Source organism: Ancylobacter sp. 3268, from assembly GCF_031456575.1.
Taxonomy (GTDB): domain Bacteria; phylum Pseudomonadota; class Alphaproteobacteria; order Rhizobiales; family Xanthobacteraceae; genus Ancylobacter.
Map to the genome: position 1 here is coordinate 50729 of NZ_JAVDUX010000005.1, position 18876 is coordinate 69604.

The 18876-nt window shown below is 66.8% G+C and carries 25 protein-coding genes and 1 tRNA gene; 19 read left to right on the plus strand and 7 right to left on the minus strand.

Annotated features, from left to right (window positions below; translation table 11 throughout):
• Positions 1-66 precede the first annotated feature (66 nt).
• Positions 67-345: a hypothetical protein gene (locus J2X65_RS08290; protein ID WP_310200181.1), complete on the plus strand. Its 279-nt coding sequence runs from the start codon at positions 67-69 to the stop codon at positions 343-345.
• A gap of 8 nt (positions 346-353) precedes the next feature.
• On the opposite strand, the gene J2X65_RS08295 is transcribed toward J2X65_RS08290, so the two are convergent.
• Positions 354-701: a hypothetical protein gene (locus J2X65_RS08295; protein ID WP_310200182.1), complete on the minus strand. Its 348-nt coding sequence runs from the start codon at positions 699-701 to the stop codon at positions 354-356.
• Between the two features lie 144 nt (positions 702-845).
• On the opposite strand from J2X65_RS08295, the gene J2X65_RS08300 reads away from it, so the two are divergent.
• Positions 846-1124, plus strand: a complete 279-nt coding sequence (locus J2X65_RS08300; protein ID WP_310200183.1) for a hypothetical protein — start codon at positions 846-848, stop codon at positions 1122-1124.
• Positions 1125-1129: 5 nt separating this feature from the next.
• Here the strand turns inward: J2X65_RS08300 and J2X65_RS08305 are convergent, their stop codons facing one another.
• A complete protein-coding gene (locus tag J2X65_RS08305; protein WP_310200184.1) occupies positions 1130-1393 on the minus strand; it encodes a hypothetical protein in 264 nt (87 codons plus the stop codon).
• A 93-nt stretch (positions 1394-1486) separates the two neighbouring features.
• On the opposite strand from J2X65_RS08305, the gene J2X65_RS08310 reads away from it, so the two are divergent.
• The 13 genes from J2X65_RS08310 (at position 1487) to J2X65_RS08370 (ending at position 8996) form a co-directional block, all read left to right on the plus strand.
• Positions 1487-2119 carry a S24 family peptidase gene (locus tag J2X65_RS08310; RefSeq protein ID WP_310200185.1) on the plus strand — a complete coding sequence of 211 codons (633 nt, stop codon included), beginning with the start codon at positions 1487-1489 and terminating at the stop codon, positions 2117-2119.
• An 88-nt stretch (positions 2120-2207) separates the two neighbouring features.
• Entirely contained in the window at positions 2208-2723 is a 516-nt protein-coding gene (locus J2X65_RS08315) for a hypothetical protein (RefSeq protein ID WP_310200186.1), read from the plus strand.
• A complete protein-coding gene (locus J2X65_RS08320) occupies positions 2723-2941 on the plus strand; it encodes a hypothetical protein (protein ID WP_310200188.1) in 219 nt (72 codons plus the stop codon). The genes J2X65_RS08315 and J2X65_RS08320 overlap by 1 nt, the downstream gene beginning before the upstream one ends.
• Before the next feature lie 103 nt (positions 2942-3044).
• Positions 3045-3194 carry a hypothetical protein gene (locus J2X65_RS08325; protein ID WP_310200192.1) on the plus strand — a complete coding sequence of 50 codons (150 nt, stop codon included), beginning with the start codon at positions 3045-3047 and terminating at the stop codon, positions 3192-3194.
• Positions 3191-3853 carry a hypothetical protein gene (locus J2X65_RS08330; RefSeq protein WP_310200194.1) on the plus strand — a complete coding sequence of 221 codons (663 nt, stop codon included), beginning with the start codon at positions 3191-3193 and terminating at the stop codon, positions 3851-3853. Before J2X65_RS08325 ends, J2X65_RS08330 begins: the two co-directional genes overlap by 4 nt.
• On the plus strand, positions 3850-4131 hold the full coding sequence (locus tag J2X65_RS08335) for a DUF2312 domain-containing protein (RefSeq protein ID WP_310200196.1): 282 nt from the start codon (positions 3850-3852) through the stop codon (positions 4129-4131). Before J2X65_RS08330 ends, J2X65_RS08335 begins: the two co-directional genes overlap by 4 nt.
• A 97-nt stretch (positions 4132-4228) precedes the next feature.
• Complete coding sequence (locus tag J2X65_RS08340) at positions 4229-4561, plus strand: hypothetical protein (RefSeq protein ID WP_310200198.1); 333 nt, start codon at positions 4229-4231, stop codon at positions 4559-4561.
• Positions 4545-5678, plus strand: coding sequence for a DNA polymerase III subunit beta (gene dnaN / locus J2X65_RS08345; RefSeq protein WP_310200200.1), 1134 nt, complete (start codon positions 4545-4547; stop codon positions 5676-5678). The genes J2X65_RS08340 and dnaN overlap by 17 nt, the downstream gene beginning before the upstream one ends.
• A 2-nt stretch (positions 5679-5680) precedes the next feature.
• Complete coding sequence (locus J2X65_RS08350) at positions 5681-6463, plus strand: hypothetical protein (protein ID WP_310200201.1); 783 nt, start codon at positions 5681-5683, stop codon at positions 6461-6463.
• Positions 6456-6788: a hypothetical protein gene (locus tag J2X65_RS08355; RefSeq protein ID WP_310200203.1), complete on the plus strand. Its 333-nt coding sequence runs from the start codon at positions 6456-6458 to the stop codon at positions 6786-6788. The genes J2X65_RS08350 and J2X65_RS08355 overlap by 8 nt, the downstream gene beginning before the upstream one ends.
• Positions 6789-7080: 292 nt before the next feature.
• Positions 7081-7584 carry a single-stranded DNA-binding protein gene (ssb, locus tag J2X65_RS08360; protein ID WP_310200205.1) on the plus strand — a complete coding sequence of 168 codons (504 nt, stop codon included), beginning with the start codon at positions 7081-7083 and terminating at the stop codon, positions 7582-7584.
• 9 nt (positions 7585-7593) lie between these two features.
• Positions 7594-7860: a hypothetical protein gene (locus J2X65_RS08365; protein ID WP_310200207.1), complete on the plus strand. Its 267-nt coding sequence runs from the start codon at positions 7594-7596 to the stop codon at positions 7858-7860.
• Positions 7842-8996 (plus strand): tyrosine-type recombinase/integrase, encoded by a 1155-nt coding sequence (locus J2X65_RS08370; protein WP_310200208.1) that lies wholly within the window; start codon positions 7842-7844, stop codon positions 8994-8996. Before J2X65_RS08365 ends, J2X65_RS08370 begins: the two co-directional genes overlap by 19 nt.
• A 35-nt stretch (positions 8997-9031) precedes the next feature.
• Here the strand turns inward: J2X65_RS08370 and J2X65_RS08375 are convergent.
• Positions 9032-9108: transfer RNA gene (locus J2X65_RS08375), tRNA-Arg, on the minus strand.
• 230 nt (positions 9109-9338) lie between these two features.
• On the opposite strand from J2X65_RS08375, the gene J2X65_RS08380 reads away from it, so the two are divergent.
• Entirely contained in the window at positions 9339-9668 is a 330-nt protein-coding gene (locus tag J2X65_RS08380) for a hypothetical protein (RefSeq protein WP_310200210.1), read from the plus strand.
• Between the two features lie 312 nt (positions 9669-9980).
• Here the strand turns inward: J2X65_RS08380 and J2X65_RS08385 are convergent, their stop codons facing one another.
• Positions 9981-10532, minus strand: a complete 552-nt coding sequence (locus J2X65_RS08385) for a gamma-glutamylcyclotransferase (protein ID WP_310200212.1) — start codon at positions 10530-10532, stop codon at positions 9981-9983.
• 370 nt (positions 10533-10902) lie between these two features.
• Here J2X65_RS08385 and J2X65_RS08390 point away from each other — a divergent pair, with 370 nt between their 5' ends.
• Positions 10903-11964: a DUF2125 domain-containing protein gene (locus tag J2X65_RS08390; RefSeq protein ID WP_310200214.1), complete on the plus strand. Its 1062-nt coding sequence runs from the start codon at positions 10903-10905 to the stop codon at positions 11962-11964.
• 292 nt (positions 11965-12256) lie between these two features.
• Here the strand turns inward: J2X65_RS08390 and edd are convergent, their stop codons facing one another.
• From edd to zwf, 3 genes are read right to left on the minus strand one after another with little or no spacing between them, the layout of a single operon-like run.
• The gene (edd, locus tag J2X65_RS08395; protein ID WP_310200216.1) at positions 12257-14101 is read right to left on the minus strand and encodes a phosphogluconate dehydratase; all 1845 of its coding nucleotides are present in this window, start codon (positions 14099-14101) and stop codon (positions 12257-12259) included.
• Between the two features lie 53 nt (positions 14102-14154).
• Positions 14155-14838, minus strand: a complete 684-nt coding sequence (pgl, locus tag J2X65_RS08400; RefSeq protein WP_310200218.1) for a 6-phosphogluconolactonase — start codon at positions 14836-14838, stop codon at positions 14155-14157.
• Positions 14839-14852: 14 nt separating this feature from the next.
• Positions 14853-16328: a glucose-6-phosphate dehydrogenase gene (zwf, locus tag J2X65_RS08405; RefSeq protein ID WP_310200220.1), complete on the minus strand. Its 1476-nt coding sequence runs from the start codon at positions 16326-16328 to the stop codon at positions 14853-14855.
• 718 nt (positions 16329-17046) lie between these two features.
• Between zwf and J2X65_RS08410 the strand changes: the two genes are divergently transcribed.
• Together J2X65_RS08410 and J2X65_RS08415 are read left to right on the plus strand one after the other, a co-directional pair.
• The gene (locus J2X65_RS08410; protein WP_310200221.1) at positions 17047-18060 is read left to right on the plus strand and encodes a tripartite tricarboxylate transporter substrate-binding protein; all 1014 of its coding nucleotides are present in this window, start codon (positions 17047-17049) and stop codon (positions 18058-18060) included.
• Positions 18061-18345: 285 nt separating this feature from the next.
• Positions 18346-18846, plus strand: a complete 501-nt coding sequence (locus J2X65_RS08415; protein WP_310200222.1) for a tripartite tricarboxylate transporter TctB family protein — start codon at positions 18346-18348, stop codon at positions 18844-18846.
• The last annotated feature ends 30 nt before the right edge of the window (positions 18847-18876 follow it).

The following is an 18876-nucleotide window of genomic DNA, read 5'->3' on the forward strand; positions in this document are numbered from 1 at the left end:
TGGTGCGATGGTCCGGTCGTCAGATCACGGCGGGGGCCGGATCAAAGGGGTAGGAGAAGGCAAGACATGGCGAAGCGAACCGGCAACAGCCTGCAGGCCCACCTTGCGGCGATGGATATGGTGCTGCTTGCCCTGGTGGCGCGCGGTGTGGCCGGCTCGCAGGAACCGGTTGGCGACGCCGCCCGGCTGCTCGGCGCGGCCGAAAGGATGCTGCAGGCATCGGCCGACGCCGCGACAGGGCGCGCGCGGGCGGCCGCGCTCGATGCGCTCGATGCCTATGAAGGCATGTGCATGCGCGTGCTGGCCTATGTGGCCGAGCAGGCATACCCGGAGCCGGCCGAATGATCCGCGCATCACGACACCCGATCCGGCTGCAGCGTTCCGGCGCCATCGGTCGGCGCCAGCAGATCGCGGAACACCTCGATGGAGGTCGGCCGCACCGGGCGGAAGCGGCGGGCACGAAAGCCGTCGTCTGGCGAGAACTCCACCAGTCCGATGAAGATGGCGCCCATGAACGGGTACACCTCGCGGACGGTGTAGACGCAGCCCTTCACCGGGGCTGGATTGATGTTCTCAACGACGTTGCCGAACCCATCGGTGCAGGGACCCCATGCATCATCGATGCAGGCGGCCATCTGCCCCGGCACGAGGCTGGTGCCCTCGCCCAGCATATCGTTGATGATCTCGCCGATGCTTTTCATCTAGCAGCCCTTCCCATCAGGCTCGGGGCACCATCCGCGGATAGGATGCCAGCGATGCCACCCAAGGTTCGGAACGAAGACAAAAGACGACGCGCCTTCCGGATTTCGGGGCAGGCGAAAGACAGGCTCAATGGAGATGAAGTCATGACCGAGGATCTGGACGCCGAGCTTCGCGGGCGGGTGATCGCCCTCGAAACCATCGTGATCGCGATGGTCGCCCACATGGCCGCGCATACCAGCAACCCGACCGGGTTTACCGCGCAGGTGATGGACAACGCGGACCAGATGCTGAACCGCTTTGCCGCAACCGCGCCGAAGGAAATGGAACGGACGTCGCTGTTCGCGTTGGAGAGCTTCAGCGCGCTCTCGAATGATCTGCTCGCTCATCTCAACCGCTATGCGGTGCCAAAGGGACGTTCGTGACTTGCTCATGCTGCAGTCTCCTCGGCGAGGGGTTCAGCGGCCAGCGCGGGGCGAGGAAGAAAATCGTTGATCGTGAGGGTGATGCCCTTGCGGCGCGCCTCGTCGATTAGTGCCGGATAGTGCCGCTGCGGAATGATGCCGCCCGTCCCCCCAGCCTCTTTCGAATACGTCCAGCGATAGACGCGGCTCAGGTTGCACCCGACCGCAAGTGCGACGGCCGTCGGGCCACCTAGTTTTTCGATCAACGAGGATGCGGGTTCGTGCTTCATGCTCCAAACTTTGCGAGTGTCGCAAATTTATGTCAATCGCAAATTCGCGAACATCGCGATAGAAAATTTTGCGTAGATCGCAAAAATTCAATCATGAGAACGGATCAGGCTACATTGCGCCGCTGGTTGGCAGAGCAACTTGAAGAGCGCGGGCACGGCGCCAAGAAGGCGCTGGCTGATCATCTAGGCGTCCGCTCGGATGCAATCACTCGCATGATCAATGAAGATCCGAACAAGGAGAACCGTGAGATACGCTGGGAGGAGGTTCCGAAAATTGCCGCCTTCTTCCGGACCGATCCTCCTGTCGCCCTTCCAAGCCTCGCACCACAGGGCCTCAAGATCCCCCTCATCTCGTGGGTAAGTGCCGGGGCCATGCAAACGCCAGAGGCGGTGCACGAGATTGAGGATGCGGAAAAGCTGGACGACCCCGGCCTTGACCCTTCCGGCGAGTGGGTAGCCTTGACCGTCGTGGGAGACTCGATGGACCGCATCTCGCCACCGGATTCCATCATCTTTGTAAATCTTCGTGACCAGCGCCTCGTAGCGAACGCGTGTTATGTGATCGTGGACGCAGAGACAGGCGAGGCTACCTACAAGCGCTGGCGCCCAAGTCCCGAGCGCTGGGAACCTGTGTCGACAAATCCGATTCATGAGCCGATCTTCGTCCGTCAAGGTCGTGCGCCGCGGGTAATTGGACGGGTTCGAAAGTCGGTACTCGGCATGTAACTTTGCGATGCTCGCAAAATTATCCTTGACATAAATTTGCGACTGTCGCGAATATCGCCCCCAATCCGCACCGATTGGGAGCGTGCCAATGCATTCCGAAAACCCGCAGGCCGCCCTGTCGGCCTTCTTCCGCCGCTGCGGCGCCACCGTGCCGGAAGGCGAGGCGCCGTTCGTCGCCCGCATGGGCCTTGTGCTCTTCCTGCACCGCAGCCTCGATGCCGCGGCCTGGCACGTCCGCCTGCGTGGCGGCAACCCCGGCATCTTCGTCAACGATATCGGCTTCGACCGCGACGAGTTCGAGCTCGGCCTCGTGCGGGCGGTGAAGGTCGAGGCCCGCTACGCCATCGCCTCCGGCCTGCCGCTGCCGGAGCCGGATGAGGGCGGCGACTTCATCGCCGTCGACTGCATGGTGCAGATCATGCGCCGTGCCGCCCGCGACGGCCTCGCCGTCGATGCCGACTTCCTCGCCCGCGCCGGCATCCCCTCGGCCGTCATCGTCGAGCACGCGCCGGATGCCGTCGCCCTCGCCCGCGCCATGGATCATGCCGAGCGGGAATATCGGCAGGTGCGCCAGCAGCGCGAAGCCGAGCGGGAGGCCGCGTGATGGAAAAGGCGGAGATCATCGCTCCGAACGGCATCCGCTATTCGGTCTCGCTCGACGGCAACGACCTCTACGTCCATGTCTCTGCGCCGGACGGATGGCGGCCGAAGCCGCTCGAATTCGAGCTCCTCCACGGTAATGAAGGCCTGGTGAAAACCGGGCTCCGATTGCCCGTCCCCTCAGCTCCCATCGGGGACAACCGAAACCGGAGGGCCGCATGATGGTCCTCTTCACCGAAGCCCTGCGCGGCGCCGCGCTTCTCGTCTCCATCGTCGGCATGCTCGCCGGCCTCTACGCCCTCGCGCTCATCGTGGGAGGCGCCTGATGGAGGAGACCCCGCAGGAAGCCGCCCGCCGCATCGTCCGCGCCGGTGAACTCGCCGTGCTCGGTCTCTTCGCTCTCGGCTCCGGCGCCGCCGTGGCCATCCTCCTGCTGCGCTTCGTCGCGTGGCTGATCATGGGAGGGACGCTTTGAACGCCCCTCTCGTCTGGCTGCAATCGCTCAACGGCCGCGCCATCGACATGGTCGAGCCCCGCGCCGATCAGGTCGACTTCGCGGAAATCGCCGACACTCTGTCGACGCTCAACCGCTATTCCGGCGCCGCCGAAAAGCCGGTGTCGGTGGCACTGCATACGCTCGTCGCGCTCGACTGCGCCATCGCCTTCGGTGCCAACCCCCGCTGGCGCGCCCTCGTCCTCCTGCATGACCTGCATGAGCAGCGCCTCGGCGATGAGACGACGCCCTGTTTCCAGGCGATGCTGGCCATCGCCCTGCAGGTGTTCGGCCTGAAGGCCGAGGATCATGTGCGGCAGGTCCGCGCCGAACTGCGACACCGGCATGACATCGCCATCCACGTTGCGGCCGGCATCGCCATGCCAACGGCGGAAGAGCGCCTGTTCATCCGCTTCTGCGACATCGCCGCGCTCAAGACCGAGCGCCGCGATTTTCTCGCCACACCCCCGATGCCGTGGGGCGAGGAGATCGAACACGCGCCGGCCCTGCCCCGCCCCATCAGGTGGCGGAAGCCGCCGGACGCCGCGGCCGACCTGAAACAGGCCTTCATCGACTACCTGCCCGGTGCCCGCGCCCAGAGCGACCGCGCCCCGGCCAACACCGCACGGGTGCCAGCATGAGCGACATTCCCAACGATCAGCCCTTGTCCGACGCCGCCGCCGGCTTCGCCAAGGAACAGCTGAAATCCTTCATCGAGCGCATCGAGAAGCTTGAGGAGGAGAAGGCGACCATCACCGAGGACATCAAGGATGTCTTCGCCGAGGCCAAGGGCACCGGCTTCGACGTCAAGGCGCTGCGCGAGATCCTGCGCATTCGCAAGCAGGATGCCGACCAGCACGCCGAGCACGAGGCGATCGTCGACCTCTATCTCCAGGCGCTGGGCATGGTCGGCGCCTGATCCGTTCCTCCCCCGGCGCCTTGGCATGGGCGCCGGCACTGCCGGGCGTGGATCGCAAGCCCGCCCGGCTTTTTCTTCAACCGCAAAGGCGGGCGCCATGGATCTGAGTTACGAGGAATACGTCGCCCACAGCCTCGTTGTGCGGCTGCGTCACGACAAGCCGGTGAGCGACGCCGATTTCATCGAAGCAATCGAGGAAATCGGTTGGCGCCGCGATGATGACCATTACACCGATCCGCTCATCGTCCAGTTGATCGATGAAGCGCGCCAGCTGTTCTGCGAGGGTCGGCGCGCCGATGCGCTCATTCGTCTCGAACGGGCCGCCTACCCCAAGTGGCGATCAATGCACCGCTGCCGTGAAGACTACGAGGCAGCGTGGCCCATGCAATTTCTCTTCAATCTGGACGCCGCCCATGAAAATCACCTTTGAGCGGGCATCGCTGCTCACCGCGCTGTCCCGCGCGGTGCGGGCCGTGCAGCGCAGGAACACCATCCCGATCCTCGCCAATGTGGTGCTGCGCGCCGAAGACGGCCGCGTGACCATCCTCGCCTCGGATCTCGATATCTGGATCACCTCCAGGGTGGCCGGCGCCGTGATCGAGGAGCCCGGCGTCATCACCCTGCCGGCGCGGACCATGGAGGAGATCGTCAAGAAACTGCCGGAAGGCGCACAGATCAAGTTCGAATATGAGCCGGGCAAGCCGAACGCCAGCCTGCGCGCCGGCCGCTCCCGCTTCTCCCTCGGCACCATGCCGGTGAGCGACTATCCCACCGTGCAAGCCTCGGAATGGCGCAGCAGCTTCAGCCTGCCGGTCAAGCCGCTCAAATCCGCCATCGACCGCATCGGCTTCGCCATATCGACGGAAGAGACGCGGTACTACCTCAACGGCATCTATCTCCACATTCACCGCGAGACGGCCGATGCCGCGCCGCAGCTGCGGATGGTGGCCACCGACGGCCACAAGCTCGCCCTCGATGCCCTCCCGGCTCCGGCCGGTATCGACGACCGGCTGGGCATCATCGTCCCGCGCAAGGCGGTGACCGAACTGAGCAGCCTGGTCGAGGAAGCCGGCGAGAGCATCAAGCTCTCCCTCTCCGATTCCAAGATCATGGCCGAGACCGATCAGACCACGCTGGTCAGCAAGCTGATCGATGGCACCTATCCCGACTATCAGCGGGCCATCCCGCGTGATGGCGGCATACGCTGCAAGGTCTCCGGCGCCGAGCTCCTGGCCGCGACGCAGCGCGTCGGCGTGGTCTCCGGCGAGAAAGGCCACCTGATGCGCTTCGACTTCACGGCCGAGGCGATCACCCTGTCGGCGCGCAACAGCGAGGCCGGCGAGGCGCGCGACGAAATCGACGCCACCCTTGAGGGCGGCCAGATCACCATCGGCTTCAACTGGCGATACCTCGTCGACCTGCTCGACCGCCTCGGCGCGACGGCCGGCGAGGTCGACATCGAGTTCCGCGACCCCGGCACCGCCGGCGTCTTCCGCATCCCGGCCGAGCCGAACCTGCTCGCCGTCATCATGCCGATGAGGGTTTGATCATGACCGAACCGATCACCGAAGCTGATTACAGGGAGGCGAAGGATATCGGATCTGCCGCCTCTGATGCCATCGCTAGGACCATTACGGACAAACTCAGCCTTGTCGAGCACCCCGGCGCGAAACTGGTGATCCTCACATTCGCGGCCGCCACGGTGGTCGGGCTGCTGGGCGGACATCTCAATAAGGCCAAGCCCGAACGTGCGCTTGCGGACGCACTGGACATGCTGAGCCATATTTTCACCGACGGCTCGGCATCGCCCGCTGAGCTCGAAAAAGCGCCGCTCACCTTTACCTATCGCAACTGGCGCGGAGAGACGGATACGCGACGTGCCCTGCCACTTGGCATCCGGTTCGGATCGACCGAATGGCACCCCGAGCCGGAATGGCTCCTGCGCGCATTCGATATAGATAGGCAAGCGGAACGCGAGTTCGCCCTGGCCGGCATAGGGACGCAACCGCACGCCCTCGCTAAAGCCCTCGAGACCATCGCGTCATGCCAGTGGCACTGGCCCGAGGATGACACCTCCGAGGATTACTGCTGCGGCAGCCCTCAAGAGGTAGTCGACGCCGTCTATGGCTGGTCCGGGAAAGCCGGCGAAGTGGTGGCCGTCGCGCGGGGCGGCATCGTCGAGGTCACCCACTGTGCCAGCCTGCCGCCGGCGCCCGACGCTGACAGCGATGATGATTTCTGGGTCGAAGAAGCCACCCGCGAGGCGGCACAGCAGAAGATCGACGAAGAGCTTCGGCGCCGCGCCGCGCTGACCGGAGGCTTTGATGTCTGAGCCGATCAACAGCACCATCTCGCCTTGGATGCCTGAGCAGGACCGGATCCGCCTCGCCGTACTCGGCAAGCTGGCGGAAGAGTGCAACGAGCTCGCAGGGCGCGCCGCGCGCTCCATCATCCAGGGCCTCGACGAGCGCGACCCGTCAACCGGGCGGACCAATCGCGAAGAGATCGCGCGAGAGATCGCCGATGTGATGGCCTGCATCCGCATCGTGGAAAGCCGCCTCGACCTGATTGCCGACATCGATCGGATCGGCAGCAAGTTCACCGGCTTTCGCCGCTGGCACCGGATGATCGAGGATCCGGCTAAGGAGGGTGAGTGATGGCGCGCCTCACATTCACTAGTGCGTACAGGCGCATCTATCCGGAAAGCTGCGATCGATCCGCCCAGCAACTGCACGCTGCGCAGCTAACCGCCGGCTTGGCGCGACTGCCGGTAAATTTCATGGCGGGCCTCTGTGATGGATGCAAGGGCACCGGGTCGCCTACATGGCAGGCCTCCCCCTATGAGCCGTGCCCGATCTGCAATGCCTCCGGCTTGCTCCAAGGCGACATCGAAGCGCCGCCCAGTGTGCTCAACCAAGTGCTCGTAGCCGCATATAGGGAGGCCTGATCATGGCCGGAAGCGTCAACAAGGTCACCCTCGTCGGCAATCTCGGCCGAGACCCGGAAATCCGCACATTCCAGAACGGCAGCCGCGTCGCGAACCTTCGCATCGCCACCTCCGAGACCTGGCGGGAGAAGGACACCGGCGAACGCCGCGAGCGCACCCAGTGGCACACAGTCGTGATCTTCAACGAGAACCTGCTGAAGGTCGCCGAGCAGTATCTGCGCAAGGGCTCCAAGGTCTACATCGAGGGTCAGTTGGAAACCCGCAAGGCGACCGGCACCGACAATATCGAGCGCTGGTTCACCGAGGTGGTGCTGCGCCAATTCCGGGGCGAGGTCACGCTGCTCGACAAGATCGACACCGGTTCACGCGGCACGCCGGACGATTACAACCGGTCGGAACCCGCCCGCCAGACCGGCGAGGGGCGCGGTTTCGGCTCGGCCGCCGCCGGCGCACAACGCGGCTCGTTCGGCGGCGGCGGCGACATCGACGACGAGATCCCGTTCTGAGGCAGACCTATGCAGCGCGAGCCCCGCTATAACCCCCTGCCGGACTCTCTGCCGCCCCGCGGTGTGCATCGCGAGGCGGCGGCTGCCTATATCGGCGTCTCCCCGCGCAAGTTCGACGAGCTTGTCGCCGATGGCCGCATGCCGCCCCCCAAGCGGATCGACGCTCGAAATGTATGGGACCGCCGCCGGCTTGACGAATTCTTCGATAAGTTGCCCGATCTGAGCGCCGGCAAGACGTCGGCGGATGCAGACGACGAGTGGAACTTCAGGGCGTGATGCTCGACCGCCTCAAATATGTCTATGAGGACACCGACCGGCACGGCAATGCCCGCTACTATTTCTGGCGCGGCAAGGGCAGTCGCAAGGTGCGCATCCGCGCGGTGTTCGGCACGCCGGCCTTCCGCAAGACCTATGACGACCTGCTCGCCGACAGCGCGCCGCCGGAGAAAGGCGCCATTCCCGGCCGGGCGATTCCCGGCACCTATAAATGGCTGTGCCAGCGCTATTTCGGCGAATGCGCGGAATTCAAGCTCTTGAGCGCCGACACCCGCAAAGAGCGCCGGAGGATCCTCGAGCGCACCTTCGACGAGCCGATCACCCCGGAATCGACCCGCACCTTTGGCGAGGCTCCGCTTGATCGCTTCAATGCCAGGGCGGTGCGAGCACTCCGCGACCGCAAGATGGACACGCCGGAGGCGGCGAACGCGCGCATCAAGGCGCTGCGCCATGTCTTCAAATGGGCCATGGCCGAGGAAGTGCCCGGCGTCACCGGCAACCCGGCCCGCGACGTGACGTTCTTCAAGGGTTCCGACGAAGGCCACCACACGTGGACGCTCGACGAGGTCGCCGCCTTTGAGGCCCGGCACCCTGTCGGCACCAAGGCCCGACTGGCATTCTCCCTGCTGCTTTACACCGGCGTGCGCCGCTCCGATGTCGTCAAGCTCGGCCGGCAGATGATCCGCAATGGATGGCTGTATTTCACCGAGACCAAGGGCCGCGCGCGCCGTGTAAAGCAGCGCGAAATCCCGCTGCTGCCCGAACTGCGGGCGGTGCTGGACGTCTCGCCGTCCGGTAACCTCACTTTCCTCATTACCGAGTATGGCGCGCCGTTTTCGGAGGCCGGTTTCGGCAACTGGTTTCGGGATCGCTGCGACGAGGCAGGGCTGAAGCATTGCAGCGCCCACGGTCTGCGCAAGGCGGGCGCGACGATCGCCGCGACCGCCGGCGCGACCGAGCACCAGCTGATGGCGATTTTCGGTTGGGAGAGCCCGAAACAGGCCGCCGTCTACACCCGCAAAGCCAACCGTCGGCGCCTCGCAGGCGACGCCATGCACCTCATGGTGCCGACCAAAACCGGAACAGATCTTTCCCACTTTTCCCCTTCCGAGCCGGAAGGTGAGAAAGAAATCTGAAATAACGCAGCAAAATCAACAACTTGCTGCGGAGGTGGCCTCCCGGAAGGGAATCGAACCCCTGACCCCAGGTTTAGGAAACCTGTGCTCTATCCTGCTGAGCTACCGGGAGGCAGCCGGCGCGGGCGTGGTGCGCCCTGCGCAAGCGTATGGTCCGAACCGCCCGAGGTTGCAAGGGGCCGGCGCCAACTTGGCCGCCCGGACCACTTTCCCTCCCCGCGCCGACTCCCTGCGCGTTGCCGGTGCCGATTCACGCACGCGTGACGGGAACCTTCAGCATTCATGCGGATTCACTTGAGGAACCGCATTGACGCCAACCGCAAATGTTCTAACTTTGTTCTCATGATGATCACGCTTCCCACCCTTAGCGGCGATTCGCTGCGCGACGACGGTCCGCTCACCGTCGCCGACGGCGTGCTCGCCCGACGCTTTCGGCTCTGGCGCGGCCCGGACGGGCGGCGGCAGGTGTTCTCCGTCTACAGCCTGGCGGATGCACCGGATTATCCCGATGCCATCGCGCTCGCCGTGCGCCGCGTCGGCGGCCGCTGCGTGGCGCTGTGGAGCGGCCCGGCCGGCACCAAGGCGCGCGTCGCCGCGCTGGCCGCCGGCGCGCAGGAGATTCACCTGCGCATCGTACCGGAAACCGAAAGCGGGCCGCTGGCGCCGGAGTGAGCCCCTCGCGGCGTTATCGCCGGCGTTGCGGTCGTGCGAGGAGTGGGTGTTCACGTCGGGGCTTGGGTCGCGACGCCGGGTGGGCCGGACCGTCCGCCGCGCCATGGCGGCGCGAAACCGGACGGCGAAGGATTTAGCTCCGGCAGCACGCCGCGTTTCCGTTCGCCGCCGCCGCGTTTCACCCTCTCGCCGCTGCCGCGATTCGCCCGTTTGCCGCTGCCGCGACTCGCCCGTTTGCCGCTGTCGCGATTCGCCCGTTTGCCGCTGCCGCGACCTGGCGTTCGATAGTGCGGCGTGGCAGGCCAGCCGCCGCTACAGCCGGGCGGCGATCCATTCCAGCTCGTCATCGACGATAGCGAGATCGGCGAGGTGCCGGGCGGTGGCGCGGACATAATCGACATTCGGCCCGCCGACGCCGTGGCCCTGCCGCACCAGATGCAGCCGCTGCTCCCTCCCCATCGCCCCGGCATATTGCGCATGGCCGCGATCCACCAGGAACGCCAGCGCTGGCACGCTGCGCTGGCTGCCGTCGCGCAGCCAGACCCGGCGGGTGGCCTCGCGATAGATCTTGGTCACCTGCTCGCGCTCGCGCAGATAGGCGATCGTCGCCTCCGCCCGCGCGGCGGCGACGCGAAAGGCAAGGCCGACGCAGCTGCCGCCGCGGTCCAGCCCCAGCACCAGGCCGGGCCTCTCCGCCGTGCCCCGCCAATGCACCGACAGAACGCAGAGCGAGCGGTGCGCGCCGATCAGCCGGGCCGGCACCGCCTCCTCATGCGCGAAGCCGGGATTCCACATCAGCGAGCCATAGCCGAACACCCAGAGATCGGTCGCCGCATCGTGGGGGGTGGACAGAGTCGAGGTCATGAACCGATCCGAACGCCGGGCGCCGCGCAGGCGCCGATTCGCCGATGCTGGCATTGGCGGCGGCGCGGAGGAAGGCCCCTGCGCGACTTGCGCCGGCGGTGGTGGGCGGTTTCCACGGTGCCGGCCAATATCGAGCCGATGCCGCGGGTGCCGCGGCCCGGCCTCCGCCCGCCCTTCCGGCCGCGGCGGAGCGAGGCGGGGCGGGGCGAGGCGGGGCGGTGAATGGTCGCCGTCTTCCCGGCCCCGGCCTTAACGTGGCGGACGGAACGCGATATGCCGTTCCGGGCGCGGCCGGCCCGGCGCCGACGCCCGCCGCCGCATCCGTGTCGCATTGGCGGGCCAATGGAAGGACCGCCTTGGAGATGACCCGATGACCGACCCCGACCGTGCCGCCGCCTCCACCGCAGCCGTCCCCGCCTCCGGCCGCCGCTCCTCGCTCTGGGTGGTGCTGCCGCTGGCGCTGTTCGTGCTCGCCGGCCTCGGCTGGACCGCCGCCTGGTTCTATGCCGCCGGCCGCGCCGAAAAGGAGATCGACGGCTGGATCGCCAACGAGGCGGCGGCCGGGCGGCAGTGGAGCTGCGCCGACCGGCGGCTGACCGGCTTTCCCTTCCGCTTCGAGCTGATCTGCGCCCAGCCCAGCGTCACCTTCACCGGCGCCGCCCCGTGGCAGTGGTCGGCCGGGCGCGTCCACGCCGTCGCGCAGGTGTGGAACCCGCAGCACATCATCGCCGAGTTCCAGGGCCCTTCGGTTCTGAAGGAACCGGCCAGCGGGCGCAGCATCGAGGCCAATTGGTCGCTGCTGCAGGTGAGCGCCGTCGGCTCGGGCGGCGTGGTCGACCGCGTCTCGACCTCGGCCAATGACTATGTGCTGAGCGAGGGGGGACGGAGGCTGTTCTTCGCCCGCCATGCCGAACTGCATGCCCGCCACCATCCCGGTGCCGACGGCAACACCCTCGACATTGCCATGGGGGTGAAGGCGGCCGGCAGCGGCGCGCTGAACGGCGGAAGCCAGGCAACGGCGGATGGCGAGCTGCAGGCCACTATCACGCAGGTGCCGCCGTTCCAGGCGATGCCGGTGGCGGAGCGGCTGCAGCTCTGGCAGCAGGCGGGCGGCACGGTGAACATCGCCGTGGGCAAGCTGGCCGCCGGCGGCGGGATGATGAACGCCACCGGCGACATCAGCCTCGACGCCCAGCGGCGCCCGAACGGCGCGCTGACCGTCGCCGTCGCCAATCCGCAGGGATTGCTGGGCGCGCTCGGCGGCTCCGGCCTGCTGCCGGAGCAGGCCAACGCGCTGCTGCCGCTGCTGATGGCCGCCGGCCAGCCGACCACCATCGACGGCACCAAGGCCAGCGGCTTTCCCTTCGTGTTCCGCGACGGACGGGTGGCGCTGGGCTTCATCCCGCTCGGCAAGGTCGGGCCGCTTTACTGAGCGGACCACGCCGCGCGAGGATGGCGGGCGCGAGGCTGGCCCCTCCCCGCACCGAACGGCCATGCCGGTTTCGACCTTGCCTGAGGTCGACATCGCACGCGTCCGATGTCGACGGCGAGGGATGGGATGAGGGACCTTCGCCTCTTCCCAAAACGCCATCGGCCCCTCACCAACCCGCTGCGCGGGCCACCTCGCCCCAACCGGGGAGGGAAACAGGGACAGGTTCCAGAGGCTCTCCCCAGCCCGGAACGGCGTTGCGCGCCGCCGGTCCGGGGAGAGCGGGAGACGGGTCCTACGCCACCGCGAAGATGGTGGCGCCGGTATCGGCGGTGCCCACCGCCGCCCGGAACGAGCCGAACAGCTCGCGGCCCACGCCCCAGTGGCTCGCCTCCAGATCGGCGGCCGCCGGGGTGCGCACCGCCCATTCCGCCGGGTCGACCTTGACGGTCAGCGTGCCGGCGACGGCATCGACGCGGACGATGTCGCCCTCGCGGATCAGCGCGATAGCGCCGCCATCGGCGGCTTCCGGCGTGACATGGATGGCGGCCGGCACCTTGCCGGAGGCGCCGGACAGCCGGCCATCGGTGACCAGGGCCACCTTCTGGCCGCGGTCCTGCAACACCCCCAGCGGCGGCATCAGCTTGTGCAGCTCCGGCATGCCGTTGGCCTTGGGGCCCTGGTAGCGCACCACCGCGACGAAATCGCCGGTGAGCGTGCCGGCCTTGAAGGCGCGCTGCAACTCCTCCTGTGAGTGGAACACCTTGGCCGGGGCCTCGATGACATGGCGCTCGCTGGCGATGGCCGAGGTCTTGATGACGGCACGGCCGATATCCCCCGCCAGCAGCTTCAGGCCGCCGGTCGCGTGGAACGGCCGCGCGACCGGACGCACCACGTTTTCGTCGGCGCTGGTCGCCGGGCCGTCCTGCCAGACGAGTTCGCCCTCGGAGGACAGCCTCGGCTCGCTTGTATAGGCGTCGAGGCCGGCGCCCCACACCGTCTCGACGTCGCGGTGCAGCAGCCCCTCGCCGATCAGCTCGCGGATGATGAAGGCCATGCCGCCGGCGGCATGGAAATGGTTCACATCCGCCTTGCCGTTCGGATAGACGCGGCAGAGCAGCGGGGTGATGTCGGCGAGGTCGGAGAAATCGTCCCAGCTGAGCTTGATGCCCGCCGCCGCCGCCATCGCCACCACATGCATGGTGTGGTTGGTCGAGCCGCCGGTGGCATGCAGGCCGACAATGCCGTTGACGAACACCCGCTCATCCAGCATCCGCCCGACCGGGCGATAATCATTGCCCAGCGCGGTCACTTCCATCGCCCGCTCGGCAGCAGCGGTGGTGAGCGCGTCGCGCAGCGGCGTGTTGGGGTTGACGAAGGAGGCGCCGGGCAGATGCAGCCCCATGATCTCCATCATCATCTGGTTGGTGTTGGCGGTGCCGTAGAAGGTGCAGGTGCCCGGCCCGTGATAGGACTGGCTCTCGGCTTCGAGCAGCGCGTCGCGGCCGACTTTTCCTTCGGCGAAGAGCTGGCGGATCTTGGCCTTCTCGTCATTGGGCAGGCCGGAGGTCATCGGCCCGGCGGGAACGAACACCGCCGGCAGGTGGCCGAACGAAAGCGCGCCGATGACGAGGCCCGGCACGATCTTGTCGCAAATGCCGAGATATACCGCGGCATCGAAGGTCTGGTGCGACAGCGCGACGGCGGTGGAGAGCGCGATGACGTCGCGCGAGAACAGCGACAATTCCATACCGGCCTCGCCCTGGGTGACGCCGTCGCACATCGCCGGCACGCCGCCGGCGACCTGGGCGACGCCGCCCGCCGCCCGCGCCGCGGCGCGGATGAGAGCCGGGTAGTGCTCATAGGGCTGGTGGGCCGAGAGCATGTCGTTATAGGCGGTGACGATGGCGAGATTGGCACCGGAGCCCTCGCGCAGCATCGCCTTGTCGCCCGGCCCGCAGGCGGCGAAGCCGTGCGCCTGGTTGGCGCAGCCGAGCTTGGCGCGGCTCGGCGCCTTCTCGGCGGCCGCGGCGATGCGGTCGAGATAGCGCGAACGGGTGTCGTGCGAGCGGCGGACGATGCGTTCGGTGATCTCGCCGAGGCGGGCCTTCACGCTGGACGTCTGGGGCGATTCGGCCATGCGGATCTCCTCGGTATCAGTGGGTTCGACAAAGGCGATCTAGGCGCCAACGATCAGGGGCACCAGAAGATATCGGGCGGACGCGGCGCGCGCAGCACCGCCCGCACCGGCATCTCCTCCACCGGGCCGTCGGCCAGCGCCGCCTGCAGCACCGGCCGCTTGCCCTCGCCCTCGATATGGAGCGCCAGGGCATCCGCCGCCAGCAGCACCGGCAAGGTGAGCGTGATGCGCGGCTCGCCGGCGCCGGGCGCGCGCATCGGCATCAGGCCCAGCGTGGCTTCCGGATCCAGCGCCTCGGCGAGGCGGTCGCCGCCGGGGAAGAACGAGGCGGTGTGCCCATCCTCGCCCATGCCGAGCACCGCGCATGCCAGCGGCCAATAAAGGTCCTCCAGCGCCTCGTTGATGGCGAACAGCCCGTCCTCGGGCGTCGCGGCGTCGTTGGCCAGCGCCACGAAGCGCGCCGCCGCCGCCGGCCCCTTCAGCAGATGCTCGCGCACCAGCCGGGCATTGGAACGGTCGGAGGTCTCCCGCACCCAGCGCTCGTCGACGAGGGTGATGCCGATCTTCGGCCAGGGAAGGTCGCGCGCCGACAGCGCCTCGAAGAAGCGCGTCGGCGTGCGCCCGCCGGAGACGGCGAGGCTGGCCCCGCCATCGCGGGCGACGCGGGCGAGAAGCTTCGACGCGACGAAATCGGCCAGCGCCGCCGCCAGCGCCGCGCCGTCGGCAAAGACATGCATGGAAAGCACCGGCCTCACGCCCCGTCCTCCAGCCAAGTGCGCCCGTCGCGCTCGATCAGCGCGATGGCGGCGGACGGCCCCCAGGTGCCGGCAGTATAGGGCCGCGGCGGCTCCTTGGCGTTGCGCCAGGCATTCAGGATCGGATCGACCCATTCCCACGCTGCCTGCACCTCGTCGCGGCGCATGAACAGCGTCTGGTTGCCGCGCACCACGTCGAGGATCAGGCGCTCATAGGCATCCGGGTTGCGCACCTTGAACGCCTTGGCGAAGCTCATGTCGAGCGGGACATGGGTGAGGCGGATGCCGCCGGGGCCGGGATCCTTGATCATCAGCCACAGCTTCACGCCCTCGTCCGGCTGCAGGCGGATCACCAGCCGGTTGGGCGAGATCGGCCCGACATTGACGTCGAATACCGAATGCGGCACCGGCTTGAACTCGACCACGATCTCCGAGACCCGCGAGGCGAGGCGCTTGCCGGTGCGCAGATAGAACGGCACCCCGGCCCAGCGCCAGTTGCCGACCTCGGCCTTCAGCGCCACGAAGGTCTCGGTCTGGCTGCGCGAGGAGCCGAGTTCCTCGAGATAGCCCGGCACCGCGCCGCCGGCCGAGGCGCCGGCACGATACTGGCCGCGCACGGTGAGCTGGCCGGCATTCTGGTCGTCGATCGGCTTCAGCGCCCGCAGCACCTTCAGCTTCTCGTCGCGCACCGCATCGGCGTCGAGCGAGGACGGCGGCTCCATGGCGACCAGGCAGAGCAGCTGCAGAATGTGGTTCTGCACCATGTCGCGCATGGCGCCGGCGGTGTCGTAATAGCCGGCGCGCTCCTCGACGCCGAGCGCCTCCGCCACCGTGATCTGCACGTGATCGATATGGGCGCTGTTCCACAAGGGCTCGAACAGCGCGTTGGCGAAGCGCAGCGCCATCAGGTTCTGCACCGTCTCCTTGCCGAGATAATGATCGATGCGGTAGACGCGGTCTTCCGGGAAGATGCGGCCGACCTCCTCGTTCAGCGCCAAAGCCGAGGCGAGGTTCTTGCCGATGGGCTTCTCGATCACCACCCGCGCCTCGTCGGCGAGGCCGTATTTGCCCAGCTTCTCGCAGATCGGCCCGAACAGCTCCGGCGCGGTGGCGAGATAATAGACCTTGATGCGCTCGCCCGCCGCCTTCATCCGGTCGGCAAGATCGCTCCAGCCTTCCTCGCGCCCGGCATCGGCGGAAATATAGGACAGCCGGTCGAGGAAGCGCTCGACATATTCCGGCACCAGCTCGGCGGCGGGAATGTGATCGTCGAGCGCCTGCCGGGCGAAACTGCGGAACTCCTCTTCGCTGAACGAACGGCGCGACACGCCGACGATCGCCGCATCATCCGGCAGCTGACCGTCAATATCGCGATGGAACAGGGCGGGCAGCAGCTTGCGGCGCGACAGGTCGCCGGTGGCGCCGAACACCACGATCACGAAAGGCGCCACGGGAATAACGCGACTGGTCATGAAATGAACTCTCCTTCAACCTTCGCCCGGGTGCTGCGCCGCGCCGCCGGATCCGTACACCACACGTAGCAAAAACGATTCCGCGCGGCGACGCCATCGCCCCGTGGCGCCACCCTGCCACGCGCCGAACGCAAGGCGGTGACACCCGCCGACGCACCAGGCCGCGGAGGGCGGCGGAAAAAAGATGCTGCAACGCAACACGAAGGGCGGAATTGCGCCGGCAATCCGGCGGAAGCAAGGCCACCACCGCCCCGACGGATATTTCCCTCCCCGGCGACCCAGCCGCCACCGGCCTTGACGAGAGTACGAAGATACTCCCCGGCGCGCCGGTGGGCGAACGAATGAAAGACGTGCCTGCGCAATGGGTTACTTAATAAGATATGCCGGGATGCAATATAAATTATTACGTATACCAAAGATGGCATGCCAGATGCCGTAATATTGAATATGTAACGCCCGCTTACCTTGCGTCGCACCATACAACTTTAGAATTATCTCTTGGCATTACAGTCATCTTGGTACAACTTATTCCAGACAAGCCGCCCCCAGAAACCGAACAAAAGCAACCGGCTGTCGCTGTGCCTCGCTTCATCGGTTTCGACTGCCCGCCAAGGTCGTCGACACCCCTGGAACGGCGCGGCTCCAAGTAAAAATTACCAAGCAAGAACGCCGGAAAACAAAACGGCAAGAGACCAAACCCCGTGGGAAGGAACGCCAAATGAAGAACTTCCATGCTCTCGGCCTCGGGACGCTCACCGCGCTCGGCCTGGCCGCGATGTCGATACTGCCGGCGGCGGCGGAGTGGAAGCCGACCAAGCCCGTCGAATTCATCGTCCCGGCCGGCACCGGCGGCGGCGCCGACCAGATGGCGCGCACGCTGCAGGGCATCATCGCCAAGCACGAGCTGATGCCGACCCAGCTGATCGTCATCAACAAGTCCGGCGGCGCCGGCGGCGAAGGTTTCCTCGACGTCAAGAACTCGAAGGCCAACCCGCACAAGATCGTCATCACCCTGTCCAACCTGTTCACCACCCCGCTGGCGACCGGCATTCCCTTCAACTGGAAGGACATGACCCCGGTGGCGATGCTGGCGCTGGACGAATTCGTGCTGTGGGTGAATGCGCAGGAGCCCTACAAGACCGCGCAGGAATATGAAGCGGCCATCAAGGCGGCGCCGGACGGCACCTTCAAGATGGGCGGCACCGGCTCCAAGCAGGAAGACCAGATCATCACCGTCGCCATCGAGAAGGCGCTCGGCAAGAAGCTGACCTACATCCCCTACAAGGGCGGCGGCGAAGTGGCGGTGCAGCTGGTCGGCGGCCACGTCAACTCGACCGTGAACAACCCGATCGAAGCCGTCTCGCAATGGCGCGGCGACAAGGTGCGCCCGCTCTGCGTGTTCGACCAGAAGACCTTGCCCTACACCGACAAGATCCTCGGCGACCAGTCCTGGTCCTCGGTCCCGACCTGCAAATCGGCGGGTCTTGACGTCGAATATCTGATGCTGCGCGGCATCTTCATGCCCCCGGGCGTGACCGACGAGCAGGTCGCCTATTTCGTCGATCTGTTCAAGAAGGTCCGCGAGACCCCGGAATGGAAGCAGCTGATGAAGGACGGCGCCTTCAACCAGACCTTCATGGCCGGCGCCGAGTTCAAGGACTGGCTGACCAAGGCCGAGGCCACCCATAAGGGCCTGATGCAGGAAGCCGGCTTCATCGCCGCCGCCAACTGACGCACTCCCGTCCCGGCCTGCGCCTCGGCGCGCGGGCCGGCTGACGGCGGGCGCCCGCCTTATCGACGGGAACCCCCTGCGCGCGGCCGGACCCGCATCCGGAGCGGCGGGGGTTCCAGAACCGATCGCCAGCACCCCGCCCGGCAGGCGCCGCCAGCCGGTGCCGCGCGCGGGATCGTCGGCGGCGCACAGAACATCGCGTCAATCGAGAATGCGCCGATCCGGCACCCGGCGGGAGACATCCCGCCGGACGGTCGGATCGTGATCAGGATCGCGGAGCAAAACATGAGCGAAACATCCCACGGCGCCGGCACGGGACCCACGCAGCGCAATGCCGAGATCGGCGTCGGCCTGCTGACCCTGCTGTTCGGCATCATCGTCGTCTATGGCAGTTACATTGTAGGCTTCGGATGGGGACCGGACGGCCCGCAAGCCGGCTTCTTTCCCTTCTATGTCGGCCTGATCATCTGCGGCTGCAGCCTGATCAACATCGTGCAGGGCACCCGCGAGGAACCCACGGCGCTGTTCACCGAATGGGGGCAGCTCGGCCAGGTGCTCAAGGTGCTGGTGCCCACCACCGTCTATGTGGCGCTGGTACCCTTCCTCGGCATCTACGTGCCCTCGGTGATCCTGATCGCCGTCTTCATGAAGTGGCTGGGCAGCTATGGCTGGCCGCTGACGATCGCCGTCGCCCTTGGCGTCCCGGCCTTCTTCTACGCCACGCTGGAACGCTGGTTCCTCATTCCCCTTCCCAAGGGGCCCATCGAAGCCATGCTCGGGCTTTGACCTCCGAAAAAAGCACGTGAGGCCGGCCGG